The sequence below is a fragment of the Streptomyces misionensis genome, from assembly GCF_900104815.1.
Taxonomy (GTDB): domain Bacteria; phylum Actinomycetota; class Actinomycetes; order Streptomycetales; family Streptomycetaceae; genus Streptomyces; species Streptomyces misionensis.
The window spans coordinates 2,401,740-2,417,062 of record NZ_FNTD01000004.1 but is presented as its reverse complement, the minus strand read 5'-3'; the positions used below and the strand labels follow the sequence as shown (position 1 = coordinate 2,417,062).

The 15,323-nt window shown below is 74.2% G+C and carries 15 protein-coding genes; 10 read left to right on the top strand and 5 right to left on the bottom strand.

The features are described from left to right. The first annotated feature begins 27 nt into the window (after positions 1–27). Both BLW85_RS12595 and BLW85_RS12590 read left to right on the top strand, forming a co-directional pair. Positions 28–1,089: a C40 family peptidase gene (locus tag BLW85_RS12595; protein WP_079172324.1), complete on the top strand. Its 1,062-nt coding sequence runs from the start codon at positions 28–30 to the stop codon at positions 1,087–1,089. Between the two features lie 30 nt (positions 1,090–1,119). Then, on the top strand, positions 1,120–2,307 hold the full coding sequence (locus BLW85_RS12590; RefSeq protein ID WP_208624833.1) for a hypothetical protein: 1,188 nt from the start codon (positions 1,120–1,122) through the stop codon (positions 2,305–2,307). Here BLW85_RS12590 and BLW85_RS12585 read toward each other — a convergent pair. Continuing rightward, positions 2,264–2,821 (bottom strand): PadR family transcriptional regulator, encoded by a 558-nt coding sequence (locus BLW85_RS12585; protein ID WP_074992086.1) that lies wholly within the window; start codon positions 2,819–2,821, stop codon positions 2,264–2,266. The genes BLW85_RS12590 and BLW85_RS12585 overlap by 44 nt on opposite strands. Positions 2,822–2,916: 95 nt before the next feature. Between BLW85_RS12585 and BLW85_RS12580 the strand changes: the two genes are divergently transcribed. Then, positions 2,917–4,230 (top strand): MATE family efflux transporter, encoded by a 1,314-nt coding sequence (locus tag BLW85_RS12580; protein WP_074992085.1) that lies wholly within the window; start codon positions 2,917–2,919, stop codon positions 4,228–4,230. A gap of 6 nt (positions 4,231–4,236) precedes the next feature. On the opposite strand, the gene BLW85_RS12575 is transcribed toward BLW85_RS12580, so the two are convergent. Further along, entirely contained in the window at positions 4,237–5,463 is a 1,227-nt protein-coding gene (locus BLW85_RS12575; RefSeq protein WP_074992084.1) for a glycosyltransferase family 87 protein, read from the bottom strand. A gap of 131 nt (positions 5,464–5,594) precedes the next feature. Here BLW85_RS12575 and BLW85_RS12570 point away from each other — a divergent pair, with 131 nt between their 5' ends. Continuing rightward, the gene (locus tag BLW85_RS12570) at positions 5,595–6,737 is read left to right on the top strand and encodes a glycosyltransferase family 4 protein (RefSeq protein ID WP_070028629.1); all 1,143 of its coding nucleotides are present in this window, start codon (positions 5,595–5,597) and stop codon (positions 6,735–6,737) included. Between the two features lie 40 nt (positions 6,738–6,777). Here the strand turns inward: BLW85_RS12570 and BLW85_RS12565 are convergent, their stop codons facing one another. Beyond that, positions 6,778–8,574, bottom strand: coding sequence for an AMP-dependent synthetase/ligase (locus BLW85_RS12565; protein ID WP_070028628.1), 1,797 nt, complete (start codon positions 8,572–8,574; stop codon positions 6,778–6,780). 297 nt (positions 8,575–8,871) lie between these two features. Between BLW85_RS12565 and BLW85_RS12560 the strand changes: the two genes are divergently transcribed. From BLW85_RS12560 to BLW85_RS12535, 6 genes are all read left to right on the top strand, one after another. Further along, complete coding sequence (locus BLW85_RS12560; RefSeq protein ID WP_070028627.1) at positions 8,872–9,669, top strand: metallophosphoesterase family protein; 798 nt, start codon at positions 8,872–8,874, stop codon at positions 9,667–9,669. 125 nt (positions 9,670–9,794) lie between these two features. Beyond that, complete coding sequence (locus BLW85_RS12555) at positions 9,795–10,232, top strand: SRPBCC family protein (protein WP_070028626.1); 438 nt, start codon at positions 9,795–9,797, stop codon at positions 10,230–10,232. Between the two features lie 106 nt (positions 10,233–10,338). Beyond that, a complete protein-coding gene (locus BLW85_RS12550; protein WP_074992083.1) occupies positions 10,339–11,511 on the top strand; it encodes an ArsA family ATPase in 1,173 nt (390 codons plus the stop codon). 57 nt (positions 11,512–11,568) lie between these two features. Continuing rightward, positions 11,569–12,060 (top strand): DUF5304 domain-containing protein, encoded by a 492-nt coding sequence (locus BLW85_RS12545; protein ID WP_074992082.1) that lies wholly within the window; start codon positions 11,569–11,571, stop codon positions 12,058–12,060. A gap of 67 nt (positions 12,061–12,127) precedes the next feature. Next, positions 12,128–13,081, top strand: a complete 954-nt coding sequence (locus tag BLW85_RS12540; protein ID WP_070028623.1) for an ROK family glucokinase — start codon at positions 12,128–12,130, stop codon at positions 13,079–13,081. Between the two features lie 102 nt (positions 13,082–13,183). Then, the gene (locus BLW85_RS12535) at positions 13,184–13,927 is read left to right on the top strand and encodes an endonuclease/exonuclease/phosphatase family protein (protein WP_070028622.1); all 744 of its coding nucleotides are present in this window, start codon (positions 13,184–13,186) and stop codon (positions 13,925–13,927) included. 15 nt (positions 13,928–13,942) lie between these two features. Here BLW85_RS12535 and BLW85_RS12530 read toward each other — a convergent pair whose 3' ends face one another. Then, a complete protein-coding gene (locus tag BLW85_RS12530; RefSeq protein WP_070028621.1) occupies positions 13,943–14,542 on the bottom strand; it encodes a hypothetical protein in 600 nt (199 codons plus the stop codon). Then, positions 14,535–15,314 carry an alpha/beta hydrolase gene (locus BLW85_RS12525; protein ID WP_070028620.1) on the bottom strand — a complete coding sequence of 260 codons (780 nt, stop codon included), beginning with the start codon at positions 15,312–15,314 and terminating at the stop codon, positions 14,535–14,537. The genes BLW85_RS12530 and BLW85_RS12525 overlap by 8 nt, the downstream gene beginning before the upstream one ends. Positions 15,315–15,323 lie beyond the last annotated feature (9 nt).

Genomic DNA, 15,323 nt, shown 5'->3' with positions numbered 1-15,323 from the left:
CAGCCAGTGGAAGGGGTTCGGCAACCCGTGGGGTCCCATCGCCGCCTTGCACCGTCCGGCCGCGACCGTGCACCGTCCGGTCACCGCCGGGCACCGTCCGGACTCGCCCTGGGCGCCGCCGCCCTGTGCGCGCTGTCGGCCGCCGCCGCGCTCGGCGCCGCACCCGCGCACGCCGCGCCGCACGCCGACGCCCGCGCCGAGGTGGACCGGCTCTACACGGAGGCCGAGCAGGCGACCCAGGCCTACGACGAGGCCGAGGAGCGCGCGGACGGCCTGCGCCGCGAGGTCCGGTACGCCCAGGACCGGATCGCCCGCCGCCAGCAGGAGGTCAACACCCTGCGCGAGGAGCTGGGTTCGCTGGCCGGGGCGCAGTACCGCTCGGGCGGCATCGACCCGGCCGTCGCCCTGCTGTTCTCCGCCGACCCCGACGACTACCTGGACAAGGCCGCCACCCTCGACCGCATCGGCGCCGAGCAGTCCGGGCGGCTGCGGGAGCTGCGGTCCGCGCTGCGCGAACTCGACCAGGAGCGTGCGGAGACGGCCGGGAAACTCGCCGAACTGGACCGCAGCCGCCGGGCCGTCGCCGCGCACAAGCGGACGGTGGAACGCAAGCTCGCCCGGGCGCGGCAGCTGCTGGACTCCCTGTCCGCGGCCGACCGCGCCGCCTACGAGCGCTCCTCCCGCTCGGCCGGGCCCGACCGCCTCGGGCTGCCGGGACCGGCCGGTGCGTCGATCGCCCCCGACGGGCGGGCCGCCGCCGCCCTGGCCGCCGCCCGCTCCGCCCTCGGCCGCCCCTATGTGTGGGGCGCCAACGGGCCCGCGGGCTTCGACTGTTCGGGCCTGATGCAGTGGTCGTACGCGCACGCCGGCGTCCATCTGCCCCGCACCTCCCAGGAGCAGCGCTTCGCCGGCCGGCACGTCCCGCTCTCCCAGGCCCGCCCCGGTGACCTGGTCGTCTACCGCTCCGACGCCAGCCATGTGGCGATGTACGTCGGCGGTGGCCGGGTCATCCACGCGCCCCACCCGGGGGCGGCGGTGCGCTACGACCCGGTCGGGATGATGCCCATCTCCTCGGTCACCCGGCCCTGACGCCCGCGCGACGCGCCGTACGATCGTCGGATGGCCGGTGACGGGAGGGTGAGACGGGTCGGGGCGGTGGCCCTGTGCCTGCTGCTGCCGCTGGCCGGCTGTGCCGGACGGACGGCGGCCGACTCCGCCCGGAGCGAGGTGCAGCGCCTGCTGGACATGCGCTCGGCGGCGCTGCTGCGGCACGACGAGGGGGCGTACGACGCGACCGGCGCCCGCGCCGAGTACACCAGGCTGCGCGCCCTGCCGCTGGCCTCCTGGGCCTACCGGGTCACCGGGCTGCGCCGCACCGCCGCGGGCGCCACCGCCGACGCCGAGCTGACGTACCGGGTCGCCGGCTACGACCGGGCCCCCGTCGACACCCGGCGCACCGTCACCCTGTCCCGGACGGCCCAGGGCACCTGGTACGTCACCGCCGACCGGCCCGCCGGGGGGGCCGGGCAGCAGCTGTGGGACCAGGGCACGGTGACCGCCGTGCCGGGCGCGCACAGCCTGGTCCTGGGCGCCGGCCAGTCCCCGGCCGACCTGGGGGCCTACGCCCGGATGGCCGACCGGGCGGTCCCGGCGGTCTCGGCGGAGTGGGGCACGGACTGGACCCGCAAGGTGGTGGTCGTGGTGCCGAAGTCCCTGGACGGCATGGCGGGCCTGCTCGGCTCACCGGCCGCCGACTACCGGGGCATCGCCGCCGTCACCACCGGCGAGGCGGGCGGCGCGGGCCGGACCCCGGCCGACCGGGTGGTGATCAACCCCGACGCCTACGCCGCCCTGGGCACCCTGGGCAAGCAGGTCGTCCTCACCCACGAGACGACCCACGTGGCCACCCGCACCCGCACCACCTCCGCCACCCCCCTGTGGCTCTCCGAGGGGTACGCGGACTGGATCGGCTACCTGGGCACCGACCGCACCCCCACCGAGGCCGCCCCGGAACTGGCCCGCGCCGTCCAGGGCGGCCGGGTCCCCGCCGCCCTGCCCACCGACAAGGACTTCGGCTTCACCAGCGACCCCACCGAGCTGGCCCAGGCCTACGAGGGAGGCTGGCTGGCCTGCCGCATGATCGCCGACCGCTGGGGCCCCGCCCGCCTCACCGCCTTCTACCGCTCGCTCGGCGCCCACCCCGCCCACCCCGCCGCCCTCACCGACGCCCTGCGCACCGTCCTCGGCACCACCCCGCGGGCCTTCACCGCCGCGTGGCGGCAGTACCTGGACGACCAACTGCGCTGAGCACCCCGACGGCCTCCCGCAACCACTCCCGCTCGGCTGCGCCCGTGGCCCGTGCGACCCGCAGCATCCCCGCCCGGAACAGATCCCCGGCCTCCTCGGCCTGCACCGGCTCCCCGTCCCGGTAGAAGAAGCTCGACGGCGTCTCGAGGAACTCCAGTCGGCGGCGCAGTACTTCGGCCTGCGCGGCAGGCTCGGGCAGGTGGCGCAGGAAGGACAGCACGGTGTTGAACCGGACCTGATCGGTGATCTCCACCTGCTTCGGACGGCGCAGCCGCGCCAGCAGCTCGGCGCGGCCCGCATCGGTCAGGGAGAGCACCCGGCGCGGCGCGGCGCTCGCGCCCTGCTCGGTGTGCCGGTCGATCAGTCCGGCGGCGAGCAGCCGGTTGATGGCGGGGTAGAGCGCGCCGTCGCTGACCGGACGGATGTGCCCGGTGAGCGCCTTGATGCGGTCCTTCAGCTCGTATCCGTGCAGTGGTCCCTCGGCGAGGAAGCCGAGGATCGACAACTCCAGCACGCCAACTCCTCCTTGCGACAGGCCCGTTCGCCATGCTAGCTCTTTTCGAGCTACCTCGAATCGAGGTAGCTCGTTTCGAGATACCCGGAGCCCTGGTGAACGCCCACCGTGCCCAGCTCGTCTCGCTCGCCCGCCCCGTCTACCTGTCCCTGCTGACCTCGGTCGCCTCCGGAATCGTCAACACCGTCTGGGTCTCCCGGCTCGGCGGTGCCGCCGTCGCCGCCGTGGCCGTGGCCACCAACACCGAGAACGTGCTGCTCGGCGTGGCCCTGGTCTTCGCCTCCGGCGCGACCGTGCTGGTGGCGCACGCACGGGGCGCCCGCGACCCGGCCGCCGTACGGGCCGCGGCGCGCGGCGGCACCGTGCTGTGGGCGCTGGTGACCCCGCCGGTCGCGGTGGGCGGCCTGCTGCTGCGCGAGCCGCTGGCCCGCCTGGTGCTGGGCGGCTCCGACCCCGCGGCCCTGCGCCTGGCCGCCGCCTACTTCGCGGTCTCCCTGCCCGGCATGGCCGTCTTCTTCGCCCAGCAACTCGTCGACGGCCTCCTCAAGGGCGCCGGCGACACCCGGACCCCCATGCGCCTCGCGCTGCTCGCCAACGGGCTGATCCTGGTCTGCGACCCGCTCCTCATCCACCTCCACGGCGTCCGGGGCGCCGCCGTCTCCACCGTGCTGTGCCGGGGCGCCGCCCTCGTGGCGGGCCTCGCCGTCGTCCGCCGCGACAACCTGCTGCGCAAGGCCGCCCGGGTACGTCCGGCCGAACGGCTGCGGACCTCCGTGCGGCGCACCCTCACCACCGGACTGCCCATGTCCGCCGACTTCACCGTCCGGCAGAGCGGGGCGCTGGTGCTGGTCGCGATCGTCGGCCGACTCGGTGTCACCGAGGTGGCCGCCTACGCGATCGCCTACAAGGTGCTCTACCTCGCCACCATGGCCTTCTACGCCGTACGGCAGGCCGCCGCGATCCACACCGCGCACACCAGGGGTGCGGGGACGGACGCCCGCCGGGACATCGCCCGGCAGACGGTGCTGGTCTCCGGGGCGGCCGGCCTCGCAGCGGCCGTCCTGTTCGCGTTCACCGCCCCGTGGCTCATGGCCGCGTTCGGCGCCGGGCCCGCCGTCGCCCACCAGGGCGTGCTCTTCCTCCGCTGGGTCGGCCCCTACCTGCTGCTGATGGCCGGGTTCATCGCGCTCGGCGGGGTCTTCGAAGGCAGCGGGGGAGCGCCCGCGCTGTTGCGGATCACCCTGCTCGGCACCGCCGTGCAGCTCCCGCTCGCCGCCGTCCTGTCGGGCCTCGGGCTGCCCGGCGTCGTGCTTGCGCTCGTGTGTTCCATGGCCGTGCAGTGCGGGGCCGTGGCGGTGCTGCTGCGGCGGGTGCGGGGGCCGCGGGCCCTGTCGGCCGAGGCCCGCTGAGTCCGTCTAGGAGGGCACCGAGGTCCTGGTCGGGTGCAGTGGGTGCAGGGGTGTGGGGGCCGGGGCGGCGGTGGCGCGCCACAGGCGGTGGGCGCACAGGAGGGCGGCGGTGGCGAGGAGGGCGTTGCGGAGCAGGAGGAGGGTGGTGCCGTACCAGTCGCTCGCCACCACGTGGGCGAAGCCGACGGGGAATTCCAGGACGGTGAGGAACGAGGCCGCGAGGACGAGCAGGGCCGGGGGCGTCATCCGGGAGGCGCGGTGGGTCAGGCAGACGGCGGCCGTGCCGATCAGCCAGACCAGGTACTGGGGGCTGATCACCCGGCTGGTCACGGTGAACAGGAGGACCGCGGTGAACGCCGCGTCCGCCAGGGTGCAGGGGGTGAAGCGGCGGGCCCGCAGGCGCCACAGGAGGAGCCAGCCGAACGCGGCCGCGGTCAGGGCCAGCGCCGCCGTGCTCACCTCGGCCACGTACGGGCCGAGGAATTCGATCGAGCCGTAGTTCAAGAGCACCTCGCCCCTCCAGCCGAAGTGCCGGGCCACATGGAAGACCAGGCCGCCCAGCGACTCCACCTCCGTGCCCCGCTCCCGCTGGAAGGTGAGGAACGCGAACGCGCCCGGCATCGACACCGCGAACACCGCCGCGAGCCCCGCCCCCGTCACCGCCGCCGACACCCACGCCCGCCGTCGCACCGCCCCGGCGAGCAGCAGGGCCGGCCACACCTTCAGCAGCGCCCCGAAGGCCGCCAGCGCGCCCATCAGCCGCGGGTGCCGCGCCCCCGCCACCAGCGCCGCCACCGCCACCGCGGTCACCATCACGTCGTAGCGGGCGTACACCGTCGGGCCGAGCAGCGGGACGCCCGCCACCCACACCCACGCCCCGCGCCGCGACCCGCCCGGACGCCCCGAGCGCCACAGCAGCAACGCCAGCACCACCAGGTCCGCGAGGAACGCCAGGACGAAGAAGGCGTGCGCGTACGACAGGAAGGGCAGCAGGGCCGGGGAGAGGATCGCCAGCGCGGCGGCCGGGGGGTACTGCCAGGTGACGTCGTCCAGCGGGAACGTCCCGCCGCGCAGCACCTCGTACCAGCCCCGGTAGATCACCGACACGTCCGAGGTGACGTCCGGGCCCGGGAAGACGTACACCCCGAAGACGAAGAGCAGCAGCACCGCACGGGTGACGCCCCAGGTCGCGAGCAGGCACGCCGGCGACCGCCGGGCGTCCTTGGTCTCCACGTGATCCCCTGCCGTTCGATTGCGCTTCGAGTCCCGCCGTCGCGGCACCATGATGTCCCGACCGCCCGCGGCCGTGCCAACGCGGCCGCCCGTATCCGGGCCGTACGGCCGATTCGGTAGGGTCGGCCACGATGCACAAGACCCTGATCGTGACCAACGACTTCCCGCCCCGGCCGGGCGGCATCCAGGCCTTCCTGCACAACATGGCCCTCCGGCTGGACCCCGGGCAGCTGGTCGTCTACGCCTCCACCTGGAAGCGGAGCCGGGAGGGCGTCCTGGCCACCGCGGCCTTCGACGCCGAGCAGCCCTTCACCGTCGTACGCGACCGCACCACGATGCTGCTGCCCACCCCCGGGGCGACCGGGCGGGCCACCGCGCTGCTGCGCGAGCACGGCTGCACCTCGGTGTGGTTCGGGGCCGCGGCACCGCTCGGCCTGATGGCGCCCGCGCTGCGCCGCGCCGGGGCCGAGCGGCTGGTGGCCACCACCCACGGGCACGAGGCCGGCTGGGCCCAGCTGCCCGCGGCCCGGCAGCTGCTGCGCCGGATCGGCGAATCCACGGACACGATCACCTATCTGGGCGAGTACACCCGCTCCCGCATCGCCGCCGCGCTCACCCCCGAGGCGGCCGGCCGGATGGTGCAACTGCCGCCCGGCGTCGACGAGAAGACCTTCCACCCGGACTCCGGCGGGGACGAGGTCCGCGCCCGCCTCGGCCTCACCGACCGCCCGGTCGTCGTCTGCGTCTCCCGGCTGGTGCCGCGCAAGGGCCAGGACACGCTGATCCGGGCCCTGCCCCGGATCCTCGCCGCCGAGCCGGACACCGTGCTGCTGATCGTCGGCGGCGGCCCCTACGAGCAGGACCTGCGCCGGCTCGCCCGGGAGACCGGCGTCGCCGCCTCGGTCCGCTTCACCGGTGCCGTCCCCTGGTCCGAGCTGCCCGCCCACTACGGCGCCGGCGACGTCTTCGCCATGCCCTGCCGCACCCGGCGCGGCGGCCTCGACGTCGAGGGCCTCGGCATCGTCTACCTGGAGGCCTCCGCGACGGGCCTGCCGGTCGTCGCCGGCGACTCCGGCGGCGCGCCCGACGCCGTGCTCGACGGCGAGACGGGCTGGGTGGTCCGGGGCGGCGCCCCGCAGGAGGCCGCCGACCGGATCACCGCGCTGCTCCAGGACGCCGCCCTGCGGCGGCGGATGGGGGAGCGGGGCCGCCGGTGGGTGGAGGAGAAGTGGCGGTGGGACCTGCTGGCGGAGCGCCTGCGGACACTGCTCTGACGCGTGTTCCGCGCGTTCCCCAAGAGCCCCGCCGGGCAGGTCACTTGGCGTAGATCGCCTCGATGTCGTCCGCGAAGTCCTTCGCGACCACGTTCCGCTTCAGCTTCAGCGACGGCGTCAGATGACCGGAGTCCTCGGTGAACTGGCCCGGCAGGACACGGAACTTGCGCACCGACTCCGCCTTGGACACCGCCGCGTTGCCGTCGTCCACGGCCTCCTGGATCGCGGCGTTCAGCTCGGGGTCGTCCCGCAGCGAGGCCACCGTGGAGCCGGCCGGCTTGCCGTGCTCCGCGGCCCAGCGCCCCAGGAACTCCTCGTCCAGGGTGATGAGGGCGCCCACGAACGGCCGCCCGTCGCCGACCACCATGCACTCCGCGACCAGCGCGTGCGCCCGGATGCGGTCCTCGATCACGGCCGGCGCCACGTTCTTGCCGCCCGCGGTGACGATGATCTCCTTCTTGCGGCCGGTGATCCGGAGGTACCCGTCCTCGTCCAGGGTGCCGATGTCCCCGGTGTGGAACCAGCCGTCGGCCAGCGCCTCGGCCGTCGCGGCCGGGTTGTTCCAGTACTCCTTGAACAGGTGCTCGCCGTGCAGCAGCACCTCGCCGTCGTCCGCTATCCGCACCACCGAGCCCGGCAGCGGCTGCCCCACCGTGCCGATCTTCTGCCGGTCCCACGGGTTGAACGCGGTCGCCGCGCAGGACTCGGTCAGGCCGTAGCCCTCCAGCACCGAGAAGCCGATGCCGCGGAAGAAGTGGCCGAGCCGCTCGCCCAGCGGGGCGCCGCCGGAGATGGCGTACTCGCCCCGGCCGCCGAGGACCGCGCGCAGCTTGCCGTAGACCAGCTTGTCGAAGACCTTGTGCTTGAGCTTCAGCCCGAACGACGGCCCGGACGGCGAGTCCAGGGCCTTGCTGTAGGCGATCGCGGTGGCCGCCGCCTTGTCGAAGACGGCACCCTTGCCGTCCGCCTGCGCCTTGGCGCGCGCCGCGTTGTAGACCTTCTCGAAGACGCGCGGCACACCGAGGATCAACGTCGGCCGGAACGCGGCGAGTTCGTCGGTCAGGTGCTTGATGTCCGGTACGCAGCCCAGCTTGATGGGCGCCATCATCGGCGCGATCTGCACCAGGCGCCCGAAGACGTGCGCCAGCGGGAGGAAGAGCAGCACCGAGCACTCGCCGGTGCGGAACAGCGGACGCAGCCGCTCCACGATGTTGCCGCACTCGGCGAAGAAGCTGCGGTGGGTGAGGACACAGCCCTTGGGGCGGCCCGTGGTGCCGCTGGTGTAGACGATGGTCGCCGGGTCGTCGGCGCGGGCGAGCGAGGAGCGCTCCTCCACCGTCGCGTCCGACACGTCCTGCCCCAGCCGGCCCAGTTCCTCGACGGCGCCGGCCTCGATCTGCCAGACGTTCTTCAGCGCGGGCAGCGTGTCGCGCACCGTCTCCACGGCCGCCGCGTGCGTGTCCAGCTCCACCACGCACGCCGTCGCGCCCGAGTCGGACAGGATCCACTGCACCTGCTCCGGGGAGCTGGTCTCGTACACCGGCACGGTGACCGCGCCCGCGCTCCAGATCGCGAAGTCGAGGAGCGTCCACTCGTAGCGCGTCCGGGACATCAGGCCCACGCGGTCGCCCGGCTGCACCCCGGCGGCGATCAGGCCCTTGGCGGCCGCGTGCACCTCGGCGAGGAACTCCCGGGCCGTCACGTCCTGCCACACCCCGCCCACCTTGCGGGCGATGACGGCGACGTCGGGATGCTGCGCGGCGTTTCTGCGGACGATGTCGGTCAGATTTCCGTCCGCAGGGACCTCGTACAAAGCCGGAAGGCTGAACTCGCGCAAGACTGCTGCTCCTCATAGGGCGCCGGCGCCACGACGTTGTGTGATGCGACGGTGCGGTCCAAGGCTCGGGCTGGTGCTCGGGTTCGCGGTGGCCGAAACCCTGAGCACGACTGGACTGCCCGGACGTTACCCGCCGGTATGGCGTTCCCGACAGGGGGTCCCGGGGAGATGTTCCTTGTGTCACACAGGTGGGCGTTCCTTCGCGCACAGTAGTCCACGGCCACTCCGACCGGCGAGTAACCGCAGGCCAAGACCTGCACTGTTCACGTGCACCGCACACGCCTACGCTTGATCGCCATGGCATCCACACCACCTCGAAGCGCCCCCACCCGCGTCCACGTGGTCAGCGATGTGCACGGCAACGCCCGGGACCTGGCGCGGGCCGGCGAGGGTGCCGACGCCCTGATCTGCCTCGGTGACCTCGTCCTCTTCCTCGACTACGCCGACCACTCGCGCGGCATCTTCCCCGACCTGTTCGGCGAGGAGAACGCGGACCGCATCGTGGAACTGCGCACCGCCCGGCGCTTCGAGGAGGCCCGCGCGTTCGGGGCCCGGCTGTGGTCCGGCATCGACGGGGACCGGTACGCGGCCATCGAGAAGGCGGTGCGCAAGCAGTACGCCGAACTGTTCGCCGCGTTCCCCACGCCGACGTACGCCACCTACGGCAATGTCGACATGCCGCCGTTGTGGCGGGAGTACGCCCGCGCGGGCACCACCGTGCTGGACGGGGAGCGGGTGGAGATCGGCGGCCGGACCTTCGGCTTCGTCGGCGGGGGGCTGCGCACGCCGATGCGGACGCCGTACGAGATCGACGACGAGGAGTACGCCGCGAAGATCGAGGCGGTCGGGGAGGTCGACGTGCTGTGCACGCACATCCCCCCGGAAGTGCCGGAACTGGTCTACGACACGGTCGCGCGCCGCTTCGAACGGGGGAGCCGGGCCCTGCTGGACGCCATTCGCCGCACCCGGCCCCGCTATGCGCTTTTCGGCCATGTTCACCAGCCGCTGGCACGGCGGATGCGGGTCGGCTCCACCGAGTGCGTGAACGTGGGCCACTTCGCGGCGACGGGGAGGCCCTGGGTCCTGGAGTGGTGACGGGCGGCGAGCGGCGACGGGGTGAAGGGGGCAGGTCGGGCGCACGGTAGCCTTCACGCTGCACACACGTGCGCAGCGAGCGCACGCAAGAGTCTCTTCGGTCCGCATCTGGAGGAGCCACGGCGATGGCGGAACACACCAGTTCGAGCATCACGATCGAGGCGGCTCCGGCCGACGTCATGGCGGTGATCGCCGACTTCGCGCGCTACCCGGACTGGACCGGCGAGGTCAAGGAGGCGGAGGTCCTCAAGACCGACGAGCGCGGGCGTGCCGAGCAGGTGCGGCTCGTCATGGACGCGGGCGCGATCAAGGACGACCAGACGCTGGCGTACACCTGGAGCGGGGAGAACGAGGTCTCCTGGACGCTGGTGAAGTCCCAGATGCTGCGCTCCCTCGACGGGTCCTACCTGCTGAAGCCGGCGGGCGCGGGCGCCACGGAGGTCACCTACCGGCTCACCGTCGACGTCAAGATCCCCATGCTCGGCATGATCAAGCGCAAGGCCGAGAAGGTCGTCATCGACCGCGCCCTGGCGGGTCTGAAGAAGCGCGTCGAGTCGGCCTGACCTTCCCCGTCCGCGAACGGGACGCACGGGGCCGCGGAGCGCCCCCGTGCTCCCGGGCGGCCGGACCGAACCGCCGCGCGGGGGCTTTCCGTTACGGTTCAGCCTCATGCGTACCATCCTGATCACCGGGCCGGGCGGCAGCGGCCGTACGACCGTCGCCGCCGGGACCGCGCTGCGGGCCGCCCGGGAGGGCTGCCGGACGTTGCTGCTGAGCGCCGACCGCACCGACACCCCGGGCGCGGTGCTGGGCACGGAGACGGGTGCCGCTCCCGTCGAGGTCCGGCCGGGCCTCACCGCCTGGCGTCCGGACGCCGCCGCCGGTTTCCGGCAGGACCTCGCCGACTTCCAGGCCCGCGCCGCGAGCGTCCTCGACCTGCTCGGCGCGTCACGGCTGGACGCCGAGGAGGTCACCCCGCTGCCCGGCGCCGAGGAGCTGACCTTCCTGCGCGCGCTGCGGGACGCCGCGCTGTCCGAGGACCACGACCTCCTCGTCGTCGACCTGCCGGCCCTGCCCGAGGCCCTCGCGCTGCTCGCCCTTCCCGAGGAACTGCGCCGCTACCTGCGCCGCCTGCTGCCGCCCGAGCGCCAGGCCGCCCGCGCGCTGCGCCCCGTCCTCGGCCGACTGGCCGGCGTGCCCATGCCCGCCGACTGGCTGTACGAGACGGCCGCCCGCTGGGACACGGAACTCGCCGCCGTCGAGGCCGTGCTCAACGACCGGCACACCGCCGTGCGGCTCGTCGCCGAGCCCGGCCCGGCCGGAGCCGCCGCGCTGCGCACCGCCCGCCTCGGCCTCGCACTGCGCGGACTGCGCACCGAGGCGCTGATCGCCAACCGCACCCTGCCCGACGCCGCCCCCGGCTCCTGGCTCGCCGGACTCCTCGCCCAGCAGCGCGAGGCCCTCGAGGAGTGGCGGGACACGTACGACGTCCACCCCGTGCCGCACCTCGGCCGCGACCCGCGGGGCACCGACGACCTCACCGCCCTCGCGGTCCCCGCCGCCGGGCCCGCCCGCGCACCCGTCGAGTGGACCGTCGCCGACCGGATCGCCGAGGACGGGGTGCTGGTCTGGCACATCCCGCTGCCCGGCGCGATACGGGAGGAACTCGACCTGATCCGGCGCGGCGACGAACTGGTGATCACCACCGGCCCCTTCCGCCGGATCGTTGCGCTGCCCTCCGCCCTGCGCCGCTGCACCGTCTCCGGGGCCGGGCTGCGCGAGGGCGAGCTGCGGGTGCGCTTCGCCCCCGACCCCGGTCTGTGGCCCGCCGCGGCACGGTGAACCGGGGCCGCCCGTTCGGGTAACGTCGTAAGGGCGAACCGCAGTCAGGAGGCCGCCATGAGCGAAGAGCGCCCCGCAGAACCGCACGAGGAGCCGCGGCTGAGCGACGCCGACGCCTGGGCCACGGCCTGCGCCGAGGACCTGGAGGCCGAGAAGGCCCGCCGGCGTATCACCTACGGCCCGCCGCCCGGCTCCGCCGCCGAGGAGCTGAAGAGGCTCGTGGACACGGTGGCCGACAAGCTGTCCGGCCTCCAGTCCCCCCTGCTCGGCCTCGCCGGTCCGGCCGCCCAGCAGATGGTGAGGCAGGCCGTCCAGCAGGCGAAGGCGGCCGTCGAGCCCGTCATGGAGCGCAACCCCGACGTCTTCGACCACCTCGCGGCCGCGGGCGGCGAACTGCTGGCCGCCTACCGCTCCGCCGTCCGGTCCCAGGAGCACCGCTGGACGTCCGGCACGTCCGGCCCCGCGGACGAATGGCGCCCGGACCGGCCGGGCGACGGCGGCGACCGGGGCGAGGGCACCGGGTCCTCGGAGCGCATCGACCTGGACTGAAGCCCTCGTCGGCAAGGGCCTCGGGTACGGTTGGCCGTAGCGGGGCTCGACCGAAACTGAGGGATTCATGGGACTCACCATCGGCGTCGACATCGGCGGCACAAAGATCGCGGCCGGCGTGGTCGACGAGGAAGGCAACATCCTCTCGACCTTCAAGGTGCCGACCCCCACCACGCCCGAGGCCATCGTGGACGCCATCGCCTCCGCGGTGGAGGGCGCGCGTGCCGGGCACGAGATCGTCGGCGTGGGCATCGGTGCGGCCGGTTACGTCGACCGGCAGCGCTCCACCGTCTACTTCGCGCCCAACATCGACTGGCGCAACGAGCCGCTGAAGGAAAAGGTCGAGGCGCGCACCGGCCTGCCCGTCGTGGTCGAGAACGACGCCAACGCCGCCGCCTGGGGCGAGTACAGGTTCGGCGCCGGCAAGGGCCACCGCAACGTCATCTGCATCACGCTCGGCACCGGCCTCGGCGGCGGCATCATCATCGGCAACAAGCTGCGCCGCGGTCACTTCGGCGTGGCCGCCGAGTTCGGCCACATCCGGATGGTGCCGGACGGCCTGCTGTGCGGCTGCGGCTCGCAGGGCTGCTGGGAGCAGTACGCCTCCGGCCGCGCCCTGGTCCGCTACGCCAAGCAGCGCGCCAACGCCACCCCCGAGCGGGCCGAACTGCTGCTCTCGCTCGGCGACGGCACCCCGGACGGCATCGAGGGCAAGCACATCTCCATGGCCGCCCGCCAGGGCGACAAGGTCGCGGTGGACTCCTACCGCGAGCTGGCCCGCTGGGCCGGCGCCGGCCTCGCCGACCTCGCCTCCCTCTTCGACCCCTCCGCCTTCATCGTCGGCGGCGGCCTCTCCGACGAGGGCGACCTGGTGCTCGACCCGATCCGCAAGTCGTACAAGCGGTGGCTGGTCGGCGGGAACTGGCGGCCGGTCGCCGATGTGATCGCCGCGCAGCTGGGCAACAAGGCGGGCATGGTCGGCGCGGCCGACCTGGCCCGTGAGCCCGACCCGGTCATGTAAGGAGCCACCCGGCTCGGCGGCGGGGCCGTATCCCGGTACGGCCCCCCGCCCCGGGGCGCCCTCCGTCGCCCGCGCCGGAGGGCGCGGCGTACATTGATCCACATGGCGCCGCTCCCCAACTCCCACACCGAACCCGACGGTTCAGCAGTCATCCGCGTCCTGAGCTACAACATCCGCTCACTGCGCGACGACACCGACGCCCTCGCGAGGGTGATCACCGCCTGCGCCCCCGACCTGGTCCTGATCCAGGAGGCGCCCCGCTTCTTCCGCTGGCGCAAGAAGCTCACCCGGCTGGCCGCGGCCTCCGGGCTGGTCCTCCTCACCGGGGGCGGCACCGCGGCCGGACCCGCGGTCCTCTGCTCGCTGCGGGCCACCGTGGAGCGGACCGAGGACGTGCTGCTGCCGCTCACCCCAGGTCTGCACCGGCGGGGCCTGGCCACCGCGGTGGTCCGCTTCGGCGGCGCCCGCCTCGGCGTGATCAGCTGCCACCTCAGCCTCGACGGCCGTGAGCGCTACGCCCAGGGCGGGCTGCTCCTGGACCGGCTCGACCAGCTCGGCGTGGAGCACGCCGTCGCGGGCGGCGATCTGAACGAGGGCCCCGAGGGCCGCACCTTCCGGCTGCTCGCCGGCGCCCTCCAGGACTGCCGCGAGGTGGCCCCCTGGGGCGGCGAGGAGACCTGGACGCACGGCGAGCCCCACCGCCGTATCGACGCGGTGTTCGCCACCAAGGGCGTCGAGGTGCTCGGCTGCGGGGTCCCGCTGGACCAGCCCGGTGTCACCCGCGCCGATCTGGCCGCCGCCACCGACCACCTCCCGGTGCTGACCGCCCTGCGCGTCCCGGCCTGATCGGAACGGGAGGCCCTAGACGACGGCCCCGCGCCCCGGGTCGTCGTCCTCGTCGTCGTCCGTCCGCATCCGCGCCACCAGCGTGGCGAAGCCGCCGAGGAAACCGCCGATGCCGGCGGTCGCCAGCCACCAGGTCATCTCCCAGCCGAGCAGCACCGCCAGCAGGAGCAGGACGGGTCCGCCGACCACACCGAGCCACGCGAACTTCGCGGTGGTGTCGGCGTCGGGCAGCGGTGGCGGCTCGGGCGGTACGAAGTGGCCCTCGTCGCCCTCGTCGAAGTCGCCCTCGGACGGCTCGGGCGGACGGTGGTCGCGGGGGCCGACGCCGGGCGCGAAGGAGACGGAGCTGCCCAGCGGCTTGGCGGGCCGCTGCTCCCCGGAGCCCTCGTTCCCGGGCTGCGCCTCCTTCTCCGCGGGCGCGTCCTTCTCCAGCAGCGCCAGGTCCTCCACCGGCTTGAAGGGCTTGGCCCCCGGCGGGTCCGGCGGCTCCTCGCCGTACCCGGCGACGATGGCCCGCCAGGCGGCGTCCTCGTCGAAGGGCATGCCCTTCCCGTCGGGCTCGCTCCGGCCCTCGTGGTCCTCGCGGCCCTCGGGACCGGGCTCGTGCTCAGCCAACTGCGGCCGTCCCTTCCTCGCCGAGACTCGGTGCGAGCCGGCCGATGAAACCGAGGCTCTCCTCGAAGATCCGGTCCGCGTCCACATCCAACGTCGCGACGTGGTAGCTGTGTTCCAGCACGATCTCGCGGACGTCCGTGGACGAGATCCGGCCGAGCACCCGGGCGGAGTCGGCCGGCGGGACCACATGGTCCTGGGCGCTGCGCAACAGCAGCAACGGCTGGGTGACCCGCGGCAGCTCACCGTCGAGCCGGGTCAGGAACCGGCGCAGCGAGTGCGCCGCGTGCAGCGGCACCCGGTCGTAGCCGGTCTCCGCCGCGCCCCCCAGGGCGATGTCGCTGGCGATGCCCTTGGTGGTGCGCACCAGGTGCCGGGCGACGGGCAGGGCGTACGCGGACAGGCCGTGGATCTTGTTGGCCGGGTTGACGACGACCACGCCGTCGATCCGCTCGCCGTGCAGCGCGGCCAGCCGCAGCGCGAGCGCCCCGCCCATCGACAGGCCCGCCACGAACACCTTGGAGCAGCGCCCGGCGAGCAGCCGCAGCTCGCGGTCCACCTCCGCGTACCAGTCCTGCCAGCCGGTGAGCTGCATGTCCTCCCAGCGGGTGCCGTGGCCGGGCAGCAGGGGCAGCGAGACGGTCAGGCCGTGCGCCGCGTGGTGCTCCGCCCAGGGGCGCAGCGACTGGGGCGAACCGGTGAAGCCGTGACAGAAGAGGACGCCCACCTCCCCGCCTGCGTGGCGGTACGGCTCGGCTCCAGGGAGAACCGGCACCTTCGACGC